Origin of the sequence: Streptomyces sp. 3N207, assembly GCF_052246355.1 — a bacterium.
Classification (GTDB): Bacteria; Actinomycetota; Actinomycetes; order Streptomycetales; family Streptomycetaceae; genus Streptomyces.
In genome coordinates this window covers 127,445-146,343 of record NZ_JBQQBV010000011.1, presented here as the reverse complement: position 1 = coordinate 146,343, position 18,899 = coordinate 127,445, and the positions used below count along the sequence as shown (strand labels likewise).

Sequence of the window (18,899 nt, the reverse complement as noted above, 5' to 3'; positions counted from 1 at the left end):
GTGTCCGCCTTCCCGCCGCGAGGGCATCGTGCGTGCTCCACTCAGGGTACATAGCAGAGCAGAGCAGGCATATCGGACAGCAGCCCCCGGGCTCCGCCCCGGCCGCGGCGCCACCAACCAGGACCCGGGCCCGGCTAAGGACTGGGGCTTCGATTCCAGAAGCGCTAGCGCTCCAGCCGGAAGGTGGCGATCTCCCAGGGCCGCAGCCGCACCGCGGCGGCGCCGTCCGCCACCGCCGGCGGCTCGCCCTGCTCCAGCGGCCGGCCGAGCAGATCGCACCGTACGGCGGCCCGCAGCCCCGGGAGCGCCAGCCGGGCGGTCGCCGGTTGCGGTGTCTGTGCGACGACGCGGACCTCCAACCGCCCCTCGCGCTCCCGCACCGAGCTGAGGACGACACCCGCGCCCGTCACGGACAGCCCCTCGGACGCTTCGGGCAGCGGCGTGGCGGCGGATGCGGTGCCGTGCAGCGCTGCGAACGGGTGCCGGAAGGACTCGGCGGCGGTGTGCGCCCCTGCCTCGTGCCACTCCCCCGGGTACGGCAGCAGCCCGAAGGTCACCGTACGCAGCCCGCGGCACTGGGCCTGCGGGGTGTCGAACTCGCCACCCGCGGGCTCGTCGCGCCACACATGACGGTTGCGGGACATCCGGCCGGTGGGCCGCAGCAGCGTCAGCGCCAACTCACCGCCGTCCGCGACCAGTTCGTACTCGGTGGCGTGCTCCAGCAGCACCGCCGCACCACCGGCCGCGACGAAGGCGGAGGCGGGGAACGTCGGCACCGGCTCCTCACCGAAGCCGCCCTCCGCCGTCAGGCCCCGCTCGACGACGGCGAACTGGCCCTCCCCGTGCGAGACATCGGCACGCCGGGGCAGCGGCACGTGCAGCCGTACGCGGTGGTCGTCGCTGCGGTTGTCGAACGAGACGGCCAGCCGTAGGAACCGTTCACCTGCGCGCAGCTCCACGCGCGTGGTCACCGTCGTCGGCTCGGTGCCGGTGGTACGCCCGTCCGCGGCGAAATCACCGGCCGCCGGCCAGGCGTAGCGGCGTTCGATCTCGTACGCGCCGGTCAGCGGGCCGTCGGCGACACGACGGACGGTGACCTCGGTGGGCCGGTCGACCAGCACGTCGTGGGCCGGCGGGGCGTAGTTGTAGGTGTCGCCGAGATCGCCGCCGTCCACCACCCGGCCGACGCCGGTCAGTTCGACCCCGTCCGCTGTCCGTACGGCGAAGGTGCCGTCCTCGGCGAACTCCGCGGTGAGCAGACCGTTGGCGAGCGCGCCATCCCAGGTGCGGACCGGGTTCGCGGGCTCGGGCGCGGCTCCGCCCGCGACCCCGCGCACGGCGGTGTGGCCCAGCGCCGGCGCGGACACCAGCGCGGCGACCCGCTGCCGTGGCTCCGCCTCGATGACCACCCGCCAGTCGCCGCCGTCGCCTCCGGTGTCCTCGGCCTCGGCCAGCGCGGAGGCGACCTCGGCGATGTCGAAGGGCAGCTCGCTCTTCCGGGCGACGGTGAAGTGCAGCAGCCGCTCTGCGGGCTCGACGCGCCAGGCGGTGATCTCCTGGCCGTACAGTTCGCTGCCGTGCACCCGGGCCAGCACGATGGGCAGCCGGTCGGCGGGCACGGTGTCGTCGGCCAGCAGCCGGGGGGCCGTGGCGGTCTGCTGCGCCGGGAAGACGGTGCCGTCCGCCGCGACGAGATGGACCGGGCCGTCCCCCGCAACGTCCAGCTCCACCAGGTCGGTACGCGGCGCAGGCGTCGGGTTGAGCAGCAGATACGCGTCGTGCGGGACGTGCGCGGCAAGCTGTTTGCCGACCATGTCCCGTACGGCCAGGCCCAGTTGCTCGGCCTCGGCGATCCGGGCCGCGACCTGCTGCGCCGTCTCGTCGCAGCCGCAGCCGGTGACCGAGTCGTGGCAGGAGACCTCGATGAGGCGGTGCCAGGCCATGTCCAGGAAGCGCCGGGCCGAGCCGTCGAACCAGAGCGCGGCCAGCGGTTCGGCGTACCGCTCCACGGCGCGCTCCGCGCGGGCCATGGCCTGCTTGAGCGGGGCACGCACCGAGAAGACGCCGGGCAGGATGTTGGCCCGCGCGTGGCTGCGGAGCTCGCCGTGTACGGCGCGCAGCCCCGCGACATCGGTGGGCTGCTCGGCGAAGTATTCGGCCATGGTCGCCAGCCGCAGCCGCACCCCGCCCTCCGCGGCGTACCGCGCGTTGTGGCGCTCCAGCAGCTCGGCGAGGTCGGCGGCGGGCGCGGTGTGGTCGGAGCCGTACATCGCCAGCATCGGGGAGCCGTCCGGGCGCCACGGGCGCAGCTTGGCCGCGACGGCGCGGGCCCGCTCGGCGACCTGCTCGGGGTCGCCGGTGGCATCGAACAGCCCCGCGGCGCTGCCGTACCCGCCCGCTGCCAGGTACTCGGTGCGGATCGCCGTGCCGTCGGGCGCGGTCCAGGCGAAGACGTGGCTGTCCACGGCGGCCGGGACCCCACGCCATACACAGGCGTGTTCGAGACCGGCGCCGCGCAGGATCTGCGGCATCTGTGCGCAGTGCCCGAACATGTCGGGGAGATAGCCGACGGGCAGCGAACCGCCCATCTCCTTGCTGCGGCGCAGGCCCAACTCCAGGTTGCGGACGATGTTCTCGCCGGAGCACAGGAACTCGTCCAGCAGGATCTGCCACGGGCCCACGGCGAGCCGACCGGCCTTCACCAGCGCGGTCAGCCGCTCCCGCTGCTCGGGCCTGACCTCCAGATAGTCGTCCACCGCGACGGCCTGCCCGTCGAGGGTGAAGCGCTGGCGGGGGTCGTTCTCCATCCGCTCCAGCACCTCGTCCAGCAGCCCGATCAGCTGGAGACGGAACTGCTGGAAGGGCAGATACCACTCGCGGTCCCAGTGGGTGTGCGGCACGATGACGAGCTCGTCGGCGTGCTGCCGAGCCGTGTCCGGGGCACTCATACGGATGCTGCCTCTCCGTCGCAGGGGAGCTGGTGGCAGGCCGCGTATGCCGCGACGGCGCGCTGCGCTGTGATCAGGTCCTCGGTGGCGCCGTCGACCCCGGTGCGGGGCGGGGTGCCGGCGGTGACCATGGTGTGGAAGGCGACCAGCTCCTCCTCGAACGCCTCGATCACCGACCGGTATTCGGCGCGCCGCTCGGCGTGCGGGCCCTGTCCCGGGCCGCTCGACGTCTCGGTGAGTACCGTCGGCGCATTCATCAAGTACGGGGAGGGGAAGGCCAGTTCCAGGGTTCCGCCCTCGTGGTGGACGGCGAAGGTCTCGCGGTAGGCGGCGTGTCCCGGCAGGAAGTGCCAGCGGATTGCGTACCGCGCCCCGCCCGGAAGCGCTCCCGACAGCTCGACCGAGCCGGGCCCCTCGGCGGAGGCCCCCCACATCGCGGCGAACTCGACGCTCTCCGGGGCGCCGACGGCCGTCCGCAGCAGCGACAGGTCGTGGCTGATGGAGCCGGTGACGATGTGGTAGAGCGAGCGCATCGCCTCGGTGGCGCCGCTGCCGAGCGCGGCGTTCGTCAGTGCCTCGTCGTGCGCCTTGAGCGCGGCCAGTGCCCCGGCATCCAGGTCGTCGTAGGGGGCGGGCAGTTGGGCGAAGGCGAGCTGGTCAGGGCCGGTGGGATGCAGGACGCACACCTCGGCGGACCGGATACGGGAGGGCCCGCCCGCCTCGGCGAGCAGGGTCGCCAGCCGGCGCGTCGCCGGGTCGTACTGCTTCATGTACCCGACCATCAGCCGCGGCCCGCGCTGCTGTGCGCGCTCGGCCTCCGCGATTCGGGCGGCCTCGGCCCGGGTGAAGGCGAGCGGCTTCTCGCACAGCACGGCGTACCCGGCGCGCAGCGCGGCCTCGGCGGCCGGGCCGTGCGAGCCGGACGTCAGCAGCAGTACGGCGTCGAAGCCGCCCTGCGCCAGCAGCGCCTCCGTGCTGGTGTGCCGGTGCTGCGGCGGCACGCCGTACCGGGCGCCCAACTCCGCGAGGGCGCCCGGGGACAGATCGCACAGCGCCGTGATCTCGAACAGTTCGCGGCGCCGCTCCAGCAGCGGCAGATGCGCGGTACGGGCGATGGCCCCGAGCCCGGCGACGGCGACCCGCAGCCGGGTCTCCGGCCGTGGGTGCGTGGGGGTGGCGGCGGTCATGGTCGTTACAGCCCTTTCTCACGGAGCAGTTCGCGATTGGCTCGCTGGTCGGCGGTGATGCGGTCCAGGTCCCGGACGGAGGGTGCGGGCGGGGCGTCCTGTTCGACGACGAGCCAGCCGGTGTACTCCGCGTCGCGGAGAGCCGTCAGCACGGCCGCGAAGTCGAGGTCGCCCTCCCCCAGGGCGCGGAAGCCGCCCTCGGCGACGACGGTCCACAGGTCCCCGCCCGCGTTGCGCGCCCGTGCGTGCGCCGCGCGGTCGGCGTCCTTGAGGTGCACCTGGCGGATGCGCGGCCCGAACTCGGCGACGGCGGCCACCGGGTCACCCCCCGCCAGCCACCAGTGCCCGGTGTCCAGACAGAGGGAGATGTCGGTGAGGGACAGCAGCCGGCGGGTCTCCTCCGGGGTCTCGACGGCGGTCCCCAAGTGGTGGTGGAAGGCCGGCTCCAGCCCGCGCTCCCGGCACCGGTCCGCGGCTCGCTGCACATCGGCGGCGAACGCTTCCCACTCCCCGTCGGCCAGTTGCAGGCCCGGATCCACCGGCGCGCCGGGCGCAGCGAAGCGCTTCGGGTCCGCGGGGCAGGCGAGGGTGGGGCGCGGGGCGAACAGCTCGTCGTCCACGGGGACGGAGGTGAAGACGTCCAGCGTGTGGTCGAGGAAGCGCAGGTCCGCGGCGAACGCGTGGGCCTCGCCGCCGTAGCGCAGGTCGGCCCAGCCGCCCGCGAGACCGAGCCCGTGCCGGGCCAGGCGGCGGGTGAGGGCTTCGCCCTCGCCGAGATAGCCGAGAGGGCCGCTGTCCGTCCCCTGGTAGCCCTGCTCCCGGAACGTGCCGAGCAGTTCGTCGGGAGGCAGCGGGGCGTTCTCGGGGCTGTATATCCCGTACGAGACGGGCGCGTTGGCGAGGCGGACGTGCATGTGTTCCTTTCGGTGGGTGGCCCGCACAGGGGGTCAGGCGCAGAGGGCCACGACCTCGCATGTGTGGGTCTCCAGTCGGTGCATTCCCTCCCGGGCGGGGAGCCGCACGGCGTCGCCGCGTACGACCGTCCGTGCTCCGCCGGGCCGCACCAGTACGGTGCCGTCCGCATCGAGGGCGAGCAGTTCGTCTCCGTAGCGCAGCAGCACGGCCGCGTCGGGGGCGGCCGAGACGGCGGTGCGGCCCGCGGCGAGCCCGCCGAGGACATCGCCGTCCGCGCACAGCACCCAGGTGGTGGGCGCGCCGAGGGGGCGGCCCTGCTGGGGCCGGTGGAAGTCGCTGCCGCCCAGTGGGATCACGTCGTCCCGCCAGGCCCGCGCCCAGGCGAGCGGTGCCCCGTGCCGCCGGTCCTTCCAGGTGTGGTGCCACAGCTCGGCGTGCCGGGGCCGCCGCCCGGCGAAGGGGAGTTGCCAGGCGCAGTCGTCGGCCAGCGGGTGGTTGACGGACAGCACACCGCCCGCGGCGTCGGTCTGGGCCAGCCAGTCCCCGGCGGGGCGCCGGAAGTCGATCCACCCGGTGTCGCCGAAGACATTGGCGTGTCCGAGGTCGGTGGTGACCTCCTGCCCGGGGAGCAGGCGGATGCCCTGACGGCTGCCGACGGCCGCGAGCCGGGGGTGATGGCTGACGGTGTTGTGGTCGGTGACGGCGAGGAAGTCGAGGCCCTCGGCGGCTGCGGCGTGGGCCAGTTCGTCGAGGGTCAGGGCGCCGTCGCTGTGCACCGTGTGGGCGTGCAGGTCGCCGGCCAGCCACTGGGCGCCGCCCAGGGAGGGCACCGTGCGCCGCCGTCGGCGGTCCGCCGGGGCCGGCGGCCGTGGCGCCGGACTCGACGGTGCGGCGGGCACCTGGCTGTCGAACCGTGCCCGCACCTCGTACGGCAGCCCCTGTGGCGGGATGCGGTGCAGCCGGAGCAGTATCTGCCAGCTGCCGGGGGCGACCGGGCCGGGCAGATAGCCGGGGGTGGCCCAGCTCTCCGTCACGGTGACGGTGTCGCGTGCGCCGCCGGACCAGCCGCGGAACTCCCCGTACGGGCCGAGGAGTCCGAGGTCGAGCACTCCGGCGTGGCGCGGGTAGCCGAGGGTGACGGTGAGCGCACCCGTGCCGCCGGGCACCTCGACGGGGAGCGCCCGCAGTACCTCTTCGGCGCGGTGCTCCATCGTCCACGTACCGTGGTGCGTCTGTTCCTGTGCGGTCACGAGGGCACTGCCTGGGCCGTGTCGGGTTCTCCGTCCGCCCCGTCCGCCCCGTCCGCCCTGTCCGCCCTGTCCGCCCTGCCCGCGTCGGCGGGCGCCGTGACGAGGTTGCCGTCGCGGTACAGCAGCGCCCGGTCGTTGCGGGGTACGGCCCACCCGCGTCCGCCGGGCTCCGGCTCGTGGTCCTCGTCCACGACGACCTGCACGCTCACCTCGCCGTCGCACTCCAGGGTGACCAACTGGGCGCTGCCCAGGTTCTCCACGACCGAGACGGTGCCCGCGACGGCGCCTTCCACGGCCGTGCCTGACCACCGCAGGTACTCGGGGCGGATGCCGTAGACGACCTTCTCCCCCGCCGCGGTCAGTCCGGAGGCGGCGTCGGGTATCGGCAGCTCGGCGCCGGCCACGCGGACCCCGCCGCCGCCCGCCGTGACCTCGCCGTCCACCAGGTTCATCGGCGTGGACCCGATGAACGAGGCGACGAAGGTGCTGGCGGGGCGGCGGAAGACCTCGGTGGGGGTTCCGACCTGCCGCAGTTCGCCGCCCTCCATGACGGCGAGGCGGTCGGCCATGGCCAGCGCCTCGGCCTGGTCATGGGTCACGAAGACGGTGGTCACGCCCAGTTCCCGCTGGAGCTTCTTGAGGAAGGTACGGGCCTCCAGACGCATCCGCGCGTCCAGGTTGGACAGCGGCTCGTCGAAGAGGAAGACCTGCGGGTGGCAGGCCATCGCGCGGGCGAGTGCGGCGCGCTGCTGCTGGCCGCCGGAGAGCTGGCCGGGCCTGCGCTCCGACAGATGGCCCAGGCCGAGCTCCTCGGCGGTCTCCCGGGCCTTGGCGGCGCGCTCCGCCCTGCTCACCTTCTTGATCTTCAGGGGGTAGGCGATGTTCTCCTCGACGGTCATGTGCGGGAAGAGGGCGTAGTCCTGGAAGACCATGGCGATATCGCGCTCGCCGGGCTGCAGCGCTGTCACATCGCGGTCGCCGATGCGGACGGTGCCGCCGCTGGCGGTCTCCAGGCCCGCGATGGTGCGCAGCAGAGTGGACTTGCCGCAGCCGGAGGGGCCGAGGAGGGCGAAGAACTCGCCGTCGCGAACGGTCAGGTCCAGGTCGTGCAGGGCCCGCACACCGCCGGGGTAGACCTTGGCGAGCCGGTTCAGGGTGATGTCTGCCATCAGGCCTTGATCCCTCCGTGGAAGCGGAAGCCGTAGCGGCGGCTGACGAAGAGGAACATCAGCACGACCGGCAGGGAGTAGAGCAGCGAAAAGGTGGAGATGAGCGCCAGGTCGGGCTGGCCGCCCTCGGTGTAGAAGGTGTACATGACCACGGCGGCTGGTGACTTGTCGGGCGAGCGCAGGAGCAGGAACGGAATGAGGAAGTTGCCCCACACCTGGGCGACCGTCCACACGCCGACCGTGGCGAGTCCCGGCCGTACGACGGGCACGACGACGTCCTTCATGACGCGCAGCGGTGAGGCGCCGAAGACCCGCGCCGACTCCTCGTAGGAGCGCGGTGTGGTGTCCATGAAGTCCTTGAGGATGAAGATCGCGGCGGGCAGCAGTCCGCCGGTGAGCACGAGGATCACGCCCAGGTAGGAGTCGACCAGGTCGAGTTCGGCGGCCAGCAGGAAGATCGGCACCATCGCGGCCGTACCGGTGACGATGGAGGACAGCAGCAGCAGCGCGTACAGCAGTCCGTCCCGGCCCCGGATGCGGACGCGGCTGAGCGCATAGGCGGCGAGCGCGGAGAGACCGACGACGAGGACGGCACTGCCGACGGCCAGGATCAGCGAACTGGCCAGTGAGTTGACGGCGTTGGGGTTGTGCCACAGCCGTTCGAAGTTGGCGAGGGTGAAGTCGGGCAGCGAGGCGGTGATGCCCGGATGTCTGTCGAAGGGGGCGCTGGCCAGCCACAGCATGGGCAGCGCGAAGAACGCCAGCGCGAGGGCGACCAGGACGTAGGCGCCGACACCGCGCAGCAGCGCCGGGATGGGGTTCGCTCCGGTTCTCACGCCGTCTCCTCCTGCCTGCTCCTGCGGGCCCTCTTACGTGCCGAACGGGATGTCTTCTTCTGGCCGAGCAGCCGCAGATAGATCACCGCCACCACCAGGTTGATCAGCAGCATCAGGAAGGAGATCGCGGCGCCGTAGCCCAGCTCGCCGCTGCCGAGGGCCGTCTTGTAGATGTGGACGGGCAGCGTCTCGGTCTGCCCGTTCGGGCCGCCGGCAGTGATGAGGAACGGCGTGAAGTCGTTGAACGTCCACAGGCTGATCAGCAGCAGGTTCGTCAGGATGTGGCCGCGGATACGCGGGAAGACGACGTCGCGCAGCTGCTGCCATCCTTTCGCCCCGGCCAGCCGAGCGGTCTCCAGATGGGAGGCGGGCACGTTCCCGAGCGCCGCGCTGTAGAGCATCATCGAGAAGGCACTGCCGCGCCAGATGTTGTAGACGACGATCGACAGCATCGGGTGGTCCAGCAGCCAGGCCGCGCCGGGCGTGCGGAGCAGTTCGTTGAGGGTGCCGCCGTCCCGGTCCAGGAAGGCGATCCACAGGAAGGCGACGACCGAGCTGGGCAGGATCCAGGCGAGCATGACCAGCGCTTCGAGGGTGGTCTTGAGCCAGCCGGTACGCTCCCGCATCCACCACGCCAGCGCGAAGCCGAGCCCGGCCTGGCCGATGACTGCGGAGCCGAGGACGAAGACCAGGGTGAGCCGCAGCGAGCGCAGGAACCCGTCGTCGCCGAGCGCCTTGGTGATGTTGTCGAACCCGACGAAGCCGGGGTCGATGGCGGGAATGCCGGTCAACCGGTAGTCGGTGGCGCCGAGATAGAGCGTCCAGACGGCGGGCAGGACGAGGAAGAGGGCGATCAGCACCAGCGCCGGCGCGACGAAACCGGCGGCCCGGCGCCTGCCGAGCCCGGCCGCGTCGTCGTGTCCCGGTTCCCGGCCTGCTGCTGCTCCGCCCTGCCCCTGGTCCCCGTCCCGGCCCCGGGGTTCCGCCGGGGAGCCGGACTCAGCCGATGATGTGGTCGCTGCCACCGAGCACCTCCTCCAACTCCTTGCGGTACGCCTGTGCGGCTCTCTCCGGGCTCCGACCCGCCACCACCTGCGCCGTCGCCTCCTGGAGCGCGAGGGACACGGCGGTGTAGGCGGCGAGCGGGGGCCGGAAGGTGGTGACGGGCATCGCCTTGTCCGCGCAGAAGCGGAGCATGGGGTCCTTGTCCAGGACCACGTCGTTGACGTCGTCCCGCTCGGTGATCATCGCCGCGTCACCGAGCCGCGCCTTGAGCGCGGCTGCCGAGTGCAACGCGGCGAGCAGCGCGAACGCCTGCCGGGGGTGGCGGGTATGGGGGTTGAGCACATGGACCGCGCCGCCGGAGAGGCTGACGTGGTCGCGGCCGCCGATGGCCTCACGGCGGGCGCGGGCGGGGATCAGCGCAAAACCGACATCGTTGTCACGCTGCTTCATGGGTGCGGTGCCGGTTTTGGGGGAGATCACGTCCCGCCAGAAGTAGTCGCCCTCGGCGAGGATGCCGAGCCTGCCCTCCGCGAACCGCTCGAAGGACTTGTCCCGGCCCTTGGCCTCCTGCTGGAGCTTCGGATCACCCAGGCCGTGCCGGTAGACGTCGCGGTAGAAGCCGAGCACCGCGCGGAGTTCGGGGGTGTCGCCGTACCAGCGGTCCCCCTTGGCGATCCGTCCGCCCGCGCCCGCCAGCAGCGGCAGCACGCCCTGCATGGTGGTGGCCTCGCCCATCGCAGTGCCCGCGTTGATCTGGAGCGGGGTGACGCCCTCCAGCCGCTTCAGCTTGCGGGCGGCATCCAGGATGTCCTGCCAGCTGCCCGGCTGCCAGTCGGCGGGGAGCCCGGCTTTGCGGAAGAGCGGCTTGTGGAAGTAGAGCACGCGTGCGTCGGTCCCTGCCGGAACGCCGTAGAGCTTGCCCTCGAAGCGGGCCAGGGAGCGTACCTTGGCGCCGATCTGCCGCCAGCCCTCCCAGTCGGCAGCGCCGGGTCCGGCGACCTCGCGGAGCGGCCTGATGTACTCGGCCTGCGCGAACTCGCCGACCCAGATGCCGTCCAACGACATGATGTCGGGGCCCGCCTGGGCCTTGAGGTCGAGCGCGAGCTTGGTCTTGTACTGCTCGTCGTCGACGCCGCTGGGCTGGAACTGGACGCGGACATCGATGCCTTCGGCCCGCTGCCGCTCGACGAATCGGGGTATGACCCACTGCGTGATCCAGTCCGCTTCGTCGGCGTTCTTGCCGCCCGAGACGGCGTTGGTGGCGATGGTGAGCGATTTCTCCCCGTCCCCGCCCTCGCCCCCGCGTGGATCGAGCGGGCTCCCGCACCCTGCGAGCGCCGCCGAGCCAGCCCCGAGGACGGCGGCGGTCAGCGCGGTTCGCCGCGCGATGACTCCCATCCGGGCCCCTCCTTGCGCCAGAGATCGTTCCCGAAGACTGGCACGGCGCCCACATGACGTAAAGAGCTGTTGTCCTTACATTTACATCATGGACACAATCTTGCGCCGGCCCGCCGTGGGGCCCGTTCAGCGCGGGTGGCGCCGGTTGGTGCGGGCCGTGATCCGGTAGGCCGCGTACAGGAAGCCGAGCAGCGCCACGAAGATGCCGATGACCAGCAGGTAGAACATTCCCTCGACGACCGAGCCGAAGATCCCCAGCACGATCGCCACCAGGACCAGGAACAGGAACAGCGCCATCTCGGCCTCCCGTGTCTCAGCGGCGCGCGAGGCGGCGCTCGCCGCCCGCACCCGGGGTGTACTCGATCTCGTAGTGCGCGAAGACGGACGGCTCGTCAGCGGCCGGCAGCACATCGTCGGTTCCGATGGACGGGGCGCCCTTCACCCGGCTCTTGGGGTACCGGACCTTCAGATATTTGGGCCCCACGGTGGCTCCCGCCAGCGGAACGAAGACGAGCCGTTGCCGGGTGGGCATACCGACGGTCACCGTGGCGAAGGAGGGCTGGTCGGTACGGGTGTCCACATACACCGATTCCAGCGAGCCGATCTTGCTCCCACCCGCGTCCACCACGTCGTGCCCTCGCCACTCCCGGATGTCGTCCGGCTCGAACATCTCTTCCTCCAGCGTCGGGGCCCTCTTCCATGGTGGCACCGCACCCCCTCCCACCCCGGCAGCACGCCGCGGGTGCGCCCACACGGCCGCGCCCCGAAGGGGCGCGGGGAGAGATGGGGGGCGAAAAGGGGCGCGCGCGGCGAGGCGTTGTGCGCCGTCGCGATGGGAAGAGAGTGCTCCGAGAGGGGGTAACCATGGGGAGGCGCCGTATCGGAACGCGCCGCACCACCACGCGCGCGGCAACACTGTGCGCCGCGCTCCTCGCCGTGCTGGTCACCGCATGTGGCGCCCTGACACCGGGCAGCGCCGCCGATCCGGACCGGCCAAGGAGGGTGCCGTCGTCCACGGCGGTGCCGAAGGGCGAGGGCGACATCACCCTGAGGCTCACCTTCGCCGACGCACCCCAGATGGTGGACGCTCTCATCGCGGCGTTCCACAAGAAGCACCCCCGCATCAGCATCGAGCCGCGGTACACCCAGTTCGCCGACTACGTGAAGAGCATCAAGCTCACGATGGCCTCGGACACCGCGCCCGACCTCGCGCAGTTCGCCGTCGGCATGGACGACATCGCCGCGCGGGGCGACATCCTGGATCTGGCGCCGTACCGGGACGCGTACGGCTGGCGGAAGAAGTTCCCGGCGGCCGGCCTGGACCAGCTCACCGGCTCCGGCCGGCGCGCCGCTTCGGGGCGGCAGCTGTACGGGGTGCCCGCCGGGCTGTCGATGACGGGGATCTACTACAACAAGGAGCTGGCACGGAAGGCCGGCGTCACCCGGCCGCCCCGCACGCTGGCCGAGTTCGACCGGCAGCTGGCCGCCGTCAAGAAGGCCGGGATGACGCCGCTGGGCGTCGGCGCGCTCGATTCGGGCGGCCTCCACCTGTGGGCGGCGCTGGTCAACAGCGCGATGCCGCCGAAGAAGTACCGGAACTGGGTCAAGGGCGCCGCCGGGGCCACCGTCGAGACGCGGCAGACGCTGGCGGCCACCCGCAAGCTGGTGGAGTGGAGCCGCGAGGGGTACTTCGACGAGTCGGCCAACGGCACCACCCAGACCGACTCCACGGCACAGTTCACCCGGGGCGAAAGCGTCTTCCTCGTCAACGGCAACTGGGCGGCCGGGCAGCTGTCCGAGGCGATGGGAAAGAAGGCGGGCTTCTTCCTGATGCCTGGGGAGCGCCCCGGCGCCCGCGCCGTCTCCTCCGGGTTCAGCGTCTCGTACGCGGTCTCCTCCCGGACGAAGCATCCGCAGGCCGCCGGAGCCTTTCTCGACTTCCTCGGCTCCCCGGAGGCAGCCAAGATCGTCAGCGAGAACGGTTTCCTGCCGCCCGACGAGAGCGCCGTGCCCGTCCCCGAGGGCGTACTGGGCGAGGTGGCGCGGGCCCACCGGCGGGTCACCGCCGACAACGGAATGAACCACTTCCCCGACTTCACCGCGCCCAACATGCTCGACCCGCTCCGCGCCGGGGTGCAGAAACTGATCGCGGGCCGCACCACACCCGAGGCGTATCTCGACTCGCTCCAGGACGTGTGGCAGGAGCGCTACGGGAGCGGATCATGACGCGGCTCGGGAAGCGTTCGGCCTCCCGCACAGTGCCGCGCCGCGCACGCTCCTGGCGCGACTACCGCGGCTACGTGTACGTGCTGCCCGCGCTGGCCGTCTATCTCGCCTTTGCGGTGCTGCCCGCGCTGCACACCGCCTATCTGTCGCTGTTCGAGTGGGACGGGGTGACGCTGGGCAGCTGGGTGGGGCTCGACAACTACCGGGAGGTGTTCGCCGATCCGGCGCTGCGCGGCTCGGTGGTCAACGCGCTGGTGCTCGTCGTCTTCTTCGCCTTCCTGCCGATCCTGGCGGGGCTGGCGATGACGGGACTGCTGGCCCGGCACCGCCGCCGCGGAATGGGCGTCTACCGGCTGCTGTTCATGCTGCCGCAGGTGGTGCCGCTGGTCGCGGTGGGTGTGACCTGGCGGTGGCTGTACGGGGACGACGGGCTGATCAACGAGACACTGGGCGGCATCGGGCTCGGCAGCTGGGCGCGGGCATGGCTGGGGGACTTCGACTGGGCGCTGGTCGCCGTCGGCCTGGTGGGCACATGGGTGCTCAGCGGGCTGTGCATGATGCTCTTCCTGAGCGGGGTGCAGAAGATCGACCCCCAGCTGTACGAGGCGGCGCGGCTGGACGGCGCAGGGCCGGTACGGGAGTTCGTCTCGGTCACTCTCCCCCAGCTGCGCGGCGAGCTGGCCGTCGCGCTGACAGTCACCACCGTGGCCGCGCTCGCCAGCTTCGACATCGTCTACGTCACCACCGGCGGCGGGCCGGGCGAGGAGACGACCGTTCCCGGACTGCTGGTCTACCGGCTGGCCTTCTCCGACGGGAAGGTGGGCCTGGCCTCGGCGCTCGGAGTGCTGCTGAGTCTGCTGATCCTGGTGATCGTCTACATCGTCAACCGGCTGGCGAGGCAGCAGGAGAGCGCGGAGGGGTCACGGCCATGACACCGAGCGCTGAGAGGTCGCAGTCATGAACACGGCGTCCCGGGCGGAGCGTTGGACGGGGCAGGCGCTGCTGGCCGTGCTGGGGATCGCGGTCGTCATCCCGTTCCTCAGCGTCTTCCTCGCCTCCATGCAGCCCTCGGGCGAGCCGGTGGTGGGCATGGCGTGGCCCGAGCGGTGGAGCCTGGACAACTACCGGCAGGCGTGGACGGTCGCGGGCTTCTCCGAGCTGATGCGCTCCAGCCTGGTCATCGCCGTCGGAGTGGTGCCCGCCTCGCTGGTGCTGGCCGGGCTGGCGGGGTACGCGCTGGGCACGATGCGGCTGCCGGGCGGTGACGGGGTGGCGGCGCTGTTCGTCGCGGGGCTGACCATCCCCGTCGAACTGATCGTGGTACCGCTCTACTTCGATCTGCGGGGGATCGGGCTGACGGACTCGTACCTGGGCGTCGTCCTGGTGGAGATCGCGCTGTTCATGCCGTTCAGCGTCTTCTGGATGCGGACCCACTTCCGTACGACGCCGGCCTCGCTGGTGGAGGCGGCGCGGATCGACGGCGCCTCGTCGTGGACGATCCTCACCAGGGTGCTGCTGCCACTGGCCCGGCCGTCGCTGACGACGCTCGGGGTGCTGGTGTTCATGTGGTCGTGGAACCAGTTTCTGCTGGTGCTGGTGTTGATGCAGGACGCGGCCAAGCGGACGGCACCGGCGGGACTCGGGTTCTTCGTGGGACAGAACAACACGGATGTGCCAATGCTTGCTGCCGGGACCATCCTTGTGATGTTGCCGATCACAATCGTGTACCTGCTATTTCAACGTAGCTTTGTTTCCGGCTTGTTGCAGGGAGCCTTCAAGGGCTGACATCCCGGGTCAGAGGCGTCGGAGTTCGACTATCGATCATACGAGCGAGCTCTCTCAGCGATCAATTCTCGCCGTTGCGGCCGAAAACAAGACCCTGTGAGCGAAAATCTCCGCATCTCCCAGGTTAGTTCACCTGCTGTTCACCTCCGCCGTGCGGGTTCGTCACACCCTGTGGGCGACGATTGAATACGCCCAGCTCGGAGCCATGGACAGGGGGGAGGACGATGCGACGCTGCGTGACCGCCGTACGAGCATGCGTCTCCGCCCTCGTCCTTCTCCTCTCCGTACTGCTGGCCACCGAGGCCGCAGCTGCCCTCCCGGCATCTGCCGCCGGACCGACGGCCGCAGCCGCGACCGCCACGGACGTCTCACCGCCCGTGGCCGACGACGCCGAGCACGGTGACGCCGACTGTCATCCGCGCCGCGCCGTACGCCACCACACCACACCGCCGGCCCCCGGCGAGCGCCCGCAGTACGCGGGGGGCCGGCAGACCCAATCGCTCGCCGACGACTACCCCTCCGCGCTGCCCGGGAACGGCAGCGCCGGGATGCCGTGGCGCAGATCCGTCGAGGTTCCCGTACTGCACCAGGTGCTGCGGCACTGATACCGCCCGCGGCAGCCGCTTAACGGCGCGCCTGTCCGTGACCAGCCGATACCGGCCCCTGCCGGGTATCCGACTTCTCACCGACATCCGTACGCACCTGAACGCAAGGTAATCCTCATGCGCTCACTCATCCCTCACGCACGCGCCTTTTCCGCACGGATAAGCGACCGTACCGACGAACGGGAAAGCTACGGCAGGCTGGCACAGGGCCAGTCGCCAGAAGCACTCTTCATCACCTGCTCCGACTCGCGGGTCCAGCCCGCGGTCTTCACCGGCGCCCGCCCTGGCCAGCTGTTCGAACTGCGCACCGCGGGCAACGCGGTGCCGCCCTACGGCGCCGCGGGCCGGCCCAGCGGCGAGTCCGCCACCATCGAATACGCGGTCCGGGTACTGGAAGTACCCGAGATCGTGGTGTGCGGGCACTCGCACTGCGGCGCGGTCGGCGCCCGGGTGCGGGAGGAGGACCTGGCGGCCGTGCCCGCCGTGCACGGCTGGCTGAGCACCCAACTGCCCTCGCCTGTCGAACTCGCGCCCGACGACGCCGAGCGGGAGCAACCCGATGTGGCCGCCGCCGTGCAGCGCCACGTACGGGCCCAGCTCGCGCGACTGCGGGACTACCCGTGCGTCGCGGAACGGGAAGCCTCCGGAGAGCTGGCGCTGCGCGGCTGGTTCTACACCATCGACACCGGCCAGGTGCTCGAACTCGACACGCGTTCCGACGCGTTCCTCCCGCTCTGAGAGGTGGCGTCATGACGTACTCGAAAAGCCTGCTGCGGGCGGACTTCACCGCCTCGCTCGTCGTCTTCCTCGTCGCCCTGCCGCTGTGCGTGGGCGTCGCCGTCGCCTCCGGGGTACCGGCCGAACTCGGGCTGGTCACCGGCATCGTGGGCGGGCTGGTCACCGGGTTCCTGCCCGGCAGCAGCCTCCAGGTCAGCGGTCCGGCCGCCGGTCTGACGGTGCTGGTGTACGAGGCGGTGCAGACCTACGGCCTCAGCGGACTGGGCGTCCTGGTGCTGGCCGCGGGGCTGCTGCAGCTGCTGATGGGCGTGCTGCGGCTGGGCCGCTGGTTCCGGGCGATCTCCGTCTCCGTCGTCCAGGGCATGCTCGCCGGTATCGGCCTGGTGCTGATCGCCGGGCAGCTGTACTCGCTCGCCGACGCCAAGGCACCCGGCAGCGGCCCGGAGAAGATCCTGGGCCTGGGCCGGCTCGTGCTGGACACGGTGGGCGACAGCACGGCACTGGCCGCCTTCGCCGTCGGCGCAGGCACGGTGGCGGTCCTGGTGGTGTGGCCGAAGTGGCGGGCCGGGGCACGGGTGCTGCCCGCGCCGCTGGCCGCCGTTCTGCTGGCCACGACCGCGACCGTCGCCCTCGACCTGCCCATCGCACGCGTCGAGGTGCAGGGCCTGCTGGATTCCATCCAGCCCCCCGGAATGAGCGACTTCGGCGGACTGGCCTCGATCGGCATGCTCAGCACGGTGCTGGCGTTCACCCTGATCGCCTCGGCCGAGTCGCTGTTCAGCGCGGCCGCCGTCGACCGGCTGCACGACGGACCGCGTACCGACTACAACAAGGAGCTGATCGCTCAGGGCGCCGGGAACACCGTCTGCGGAGCGCTGGGTGCGCTGCCCATGACGGCGGTCATCGTCCGCAGCTCGGCCAATGTGTCGGCCGGGGCGAAGACGAAGGCTGCCCGGGTGCTGCACGGTCTGTGGCTGCTGGTGTTCACCGTCGCGCTTCCCGGCGCGCTGGGCATGATCCCGCTCTCCGCACTGGCGGGCATCCTGGTCCACGCGGGCTGGAAGCTGATTCCGCTGCGCGAGCTGGCCCCCATGTGGCGGGAGCACCGGGCCGAGGCCGTGGTGCTGGCCGTCACCGCGCTGGCGATCGTCCTCACCAACATGTTCGAGGGCGTACTGCTGGGGCTGCTGATGGCGGTGGTCAAGACCGCCTGGGAGACCTCGCACATCCACGTGGAGACGGAGGACCCGGGTGCGGACCGGCCGCTGCGGGTCATGGTGCTGGGCAACGCCACATTCCTGCGGCTGCCCAAGCTCCAGGACCAGTTGGAGGCACTGCCAACAGATCGCCGGGTCGAACTGCGCCTGGAGAAGCTGCGGCATATGGACCACGCCTGCGGACTCGCCCTCTCCACCTGGGAGGAGCAGCACAACAAGGCGGCGGAGCGCATCACCGCCGAGACCGCACCCGATGGTGCGGCCGAGCCCGCTGCCGCCGAGCCGCACGGGGAGGACGCCTCCAGCTTGACCCGCTGACCGACGAGTGGGTGACCGGCCCGCGCCTGCGGGCCGGTCATCCATAGGCGCGGACCTGCCGTTCGTCTGCCCTGCCCCGGGCCGGGTGGCGCGGATTTCCCGCGCCGGTGCGCAACGGGAGTCAGCGGGCGACGAGTTCCACCAGGGAGCGGTAGTAGCTGAGCTTGCGCACCGCGCCGAGATCGAACCCGGCGCGGTCGCCGAGCGCGGCGAGCTGTTCGCGGGTGCGCTCCTGCCCGGAGAAGTAGGTGAGCATCCGCAGATCCATCTCGGAGCGGACGCGTGCACCCTGCGGGTCGTCGCGCAGCCCCTCGACCAGCAGCACCCGGCTGCCGGGGCGGGCGGCGCGGGCGCAGTTCTGCAGGATGCCCAGCGCGTGTGCGTCGTCCCAGTCGTGCAGCACGACGGAGAGCAGATAGCCGCCCGCGCCGTGGGACTCCTCGGGCAGCGGGTCCAGGAAGCTGGACTCCAGGACGGCGCACCGCTCGGTCAGCCCCTGTTCGGCGAGCTTGGTGCGGGCCGCCGCGGCCGGGCCTGGCAACTCCACCAGGGTGCCGCGGAGTTCGGGGTGCGCGGTGAGCAGCGCTGTGAGGAGCGTGGCGTCGCCGCCTCCCACGTCGACGAGGTGGCCGAGCGCGCCCCAGTCGTAGCCGTCGGCGGCGGCCTTCGTCTCGCCGGGTACGAGCAGCGAGGCGAGCAAGGTGTCGAACGATGCAGACAGTTCCGGCCGGTCTTCCAGGTCAGCCCAGAAGGAGCGGCCGTAGGCGGTGTCGTATCCCGGCCGGCCCGTGCGGATGCTCTCCAGCAGGTGGACCAGCGCGAGGTCGCCGCGGCCGAAGGCGCTGCCGGTGTCGAGCCAGTCGCGAGGGCTGCCGGGGTGGTCGGCGCGCAGCTGGGTGCCCAGTTCGGTGAGGCCGTAGAGGTGCGGCTCCGGCTGGGTGAACACCTCCGCGTCGACGAGGTGGTTGAGCAGCCGTTCCAGCAGATGTGCGGGGGCGCCTGAACGCTCGGCGAGGTGGTCGAGGGGGGCGGTGCCCTCCCCTATGTGATCGGCGAGGCGCAGTGTGGCGGCGACGCGTACGGCCATGGGGGTGACCAGGTCGGCGGCCTCCCAGATATCGCTCGTGCCGCGGGGCCGCTTGTTCTCCTGGGTCACCTTCTGGGTCACCGTCTTCTCCGGTCGTGTGGTGGTGCGACAGGCCCGGCCGTTGGCCGGGACGATTCGCTTTCGGTCACTCGTGGACGGCTCACCGCCGGGCGCCGTCCGACTGCGTACAGCACGGACAGTGCCCGGCGGCGGCT

General features: G+C 71.7%; 17 protein-coding genes. 6 read left to right on the top strand and 11 right to left on the bottom strand.

The features are described 5' to 3' along the window. Positions 1-164 precede the first annotated feature (164 nt). From ACTWP9_RS18910 to ACTWP9_RS18865, 10 genes are all read right to left on the bottom strand, one after another. Positions 165-2,948: a glycoside hydrolase family 38 N-terminal domain-containing protein gene (locus ACTWP9_RS18910; protein ID WP_443247376.1), complete on the bottom strand. Its 2,784-nt coding sequence runs from the start codon at positions 2,946-2,948 to the stop codon at positions 165-167. Continuing rightward, positions 2,945-4,135, bottom strand: coding sequence for a Gfo/Idh/MocA family protein (locus ACTWP9_RS18905; RefSeq protein WP_443247375.1), 1,191 nt, complete (start codon positions 4,133-4,135; stop codon positions 2,945-2,947). Before ACTWP9_RS18905 ends, ACTWP9_RS18910 begins: the two co-directional genes overlap by 4 nt. A gap of 5 nt (positions 4,136-4,140) precedes the next feature. Beyond that, positions 4,141-5,049, bottom strand: coding sequence for a sugar phosphate isomerase/epimerase family protein (locus tag ACTWP9_RS18900; RefSeq protein ID WP_443247374.1), 909 nt, complete (start codon positions 5,047-5,049; stop codon positions 4,141-4,143). Positions 5,050-5,082: 33 nt separating this feature from the next. Then, the gene (locus tag ACTWP9_RS18895; RefSeq protein WP_443247373.1) at positions 5,083-6,300 is read right to left on the bottom strand and encodes a CehA/McbA family metallohydrolase; all 1,218 of its coding nucleotides are present in this window, start codon (positions 6,298-6,300) and stop codon (positions 5,083-5,085) included. Beyond that, positions 6,297-7,469, bottom strand: coding sequence for an ABC transporter ATP-binding protein (locus tag ACTWP9_RS18890; protein ID WP_443247372.1), 1,173 nt, complete (start codon positions 7,467-7,469; stop codon positions 6,297-6,299). The genes ACTWP9_RS18895 and ACTWP9_RS18890 overlap by 4 nt, the downstream gene beginning before the upstream one ends. Beyond that, complete coding sequence (locus ACTWP9_RS18885; protein ID WP_443247371.1) at positions 7,469-8,305, bottom strand: carbohydrate ABC transporter permease; 837 nt, start codon at positions 8,303-8,305, stop codon at positions 7,469-7,471. The genes ACTWP9_RS18890 and ACTWP9_RS18885 overlap by 1 nt, the downstream gene beginning before the upstream one ends. Continuing rightward, positions 8,302-9,330 (bottom strand): carbohydrate ABC transporter permease, encoded by a 1,029-nt coding sequence (locus tag ACTWP9_RS18880; RefSeq protein ID WP_443247370.1) that lies wholly within the window; start codon positions 9,328-9,330, stop codon positions 8,302-8,304. Before ACTWP9_RS18880 ends, ACTWP9_RS18885 begins: the two co-directional genes overlap by 4 nt. After that, positions 9,305-10,708, bottom strand: a complete 1,404-nt coding sequence (locus ACTWP9_RS18875; protein ID WP_443247369.1) for an extracellular solute-binding protein — start codon at positions 10,706-10,708, stop codon at positions 9,305-9,307. Before ACTWP9_RS18875 ends, ACTWP9_RS18880 begins: the two co-directional genes overlap by 26 nt. A gap of 126 nt (positions 10,709-10,834) precedes the next feature. After that, complete coding sequence (locus ACTWP9_RS18870; protein ID WP_443247368.1) at positions 10,835-11,005, bottom strand: hypothetical protein; 171 nt, start codon at positions 11,003-11,005, stop codon at positions 10,835-10,837. Between the two features lie 16 nt (positions 11,006-11,021). After that, positions 11,022-11,378, bottom strand: coding sequence for a PRC-barrel domain-containing protein (locus tag ACTWP9_RS18865; protein WP_443247496.1), 357 nt, complete (start codon positions 11,376-11,378; stop codon positions 11,022-11,024). Positions 11,379-11,572: 194 nt separating this feature from the next. On the opposite strand from ACTWP9_RS18865, the gene ACTWP9_RS18860 reads away from it, so the two are divergent. From ACTWP9_RS18860 to ACTWP9_RS18835, 6 genes are all read left to right on the top strand, one after another. After that, complete coding sequence (locus ACTWP9_RS18860) at positions 11,573-12,934, top strand: ABC transporter substrate-binding protein (protein WP_443247367.1); 1,362 nt, start codon at positions 11,573-11,575, stop codon at positions 12,932-12,934. After that, a complete protein-coding gene (locus ACTWP9_RS18855) occupies positions 12,931-13,866 on the top strand; it encodes a carbohydrate ABC transporter permease (protein WP_443247366.1) in 936 nt (311 codons plus the stop codon). Before ACTWP9_RS18860 ends, ACTWP9_RS18855 begins: the two co-directional genes overlap by 4 nt. 25 nt (positions 13,867-13,891) lie before the next feature. Beyond that, positions 13,892-14,719 carry a carbohydrate ABC transporter permease gene (locus ACTWP9_RS18850; RefSeq protein WP_443247365.1) on the top strand — a complete coding sequence of 276 codons (828 nt, stop codon included), beginning with the start codon at positions 13,892-13,894 and terminating at the stop codon, positions 14,717-14,719. Between the two features lie 236 nt (positions 14,720-14,955). After that, complete coding sequence (locus tag ACTWP9_RS18845; RefSeq protein WP_443247364.1) at positions 14,956-15,324, top strand: hypothetical protein; 369 nt, start codon at positions 14,956-14,958, stop codon at positions 15,322-15,324. A 117-nt stretch (positions 15,325-15,441) separates the two neighbouring features. Then, positions 15,442-16,062 carry a carbonic anhydrase gene (locus ACTWP9_RS18840; RefSeq protein WP_443247363.1) on the top strand — a complete coding sequence of 207 codons (621 nt, stop codon included), beginning with the start codon at positions 15,442-15,444 and terminating at the stop codon, positions 16,060-16,062. 11 nt (positions 16,063-16,073) lie between these two features. Further along, on the top strand, positions 16,074-17,597 hold the full coding sequence (locus tag ACTWP9_RS18835) for a SulP family inorganic anion transporter (protein WP_443247362.1): 1,524 nt from the start codon (positions 16,074-16,076) through the stop codon (positions 17,595-17,597). A gap of 121 nt (positions 17,598-17,718) precedes the next feature. Here ACTWP9_RS18835 and ACTWP9_RS18830 read toward each other — a convergent pair whose 3' ends face one another. After that, positions 17,719-18,765 carry a methyltransferase gene (locus ACTWP9_RS18830; RefSeq protein WP_443247361.1) on the bottom strand — a complete coding sequence of 349 codons (1,047 nt, stop codon included), beginning with the start codon at positions 18,763-18,765 and terminating at the stop codon, positions 17,719-17,721. Positions 18,766-18,899 lie beyond the last annotated feature (134 nt).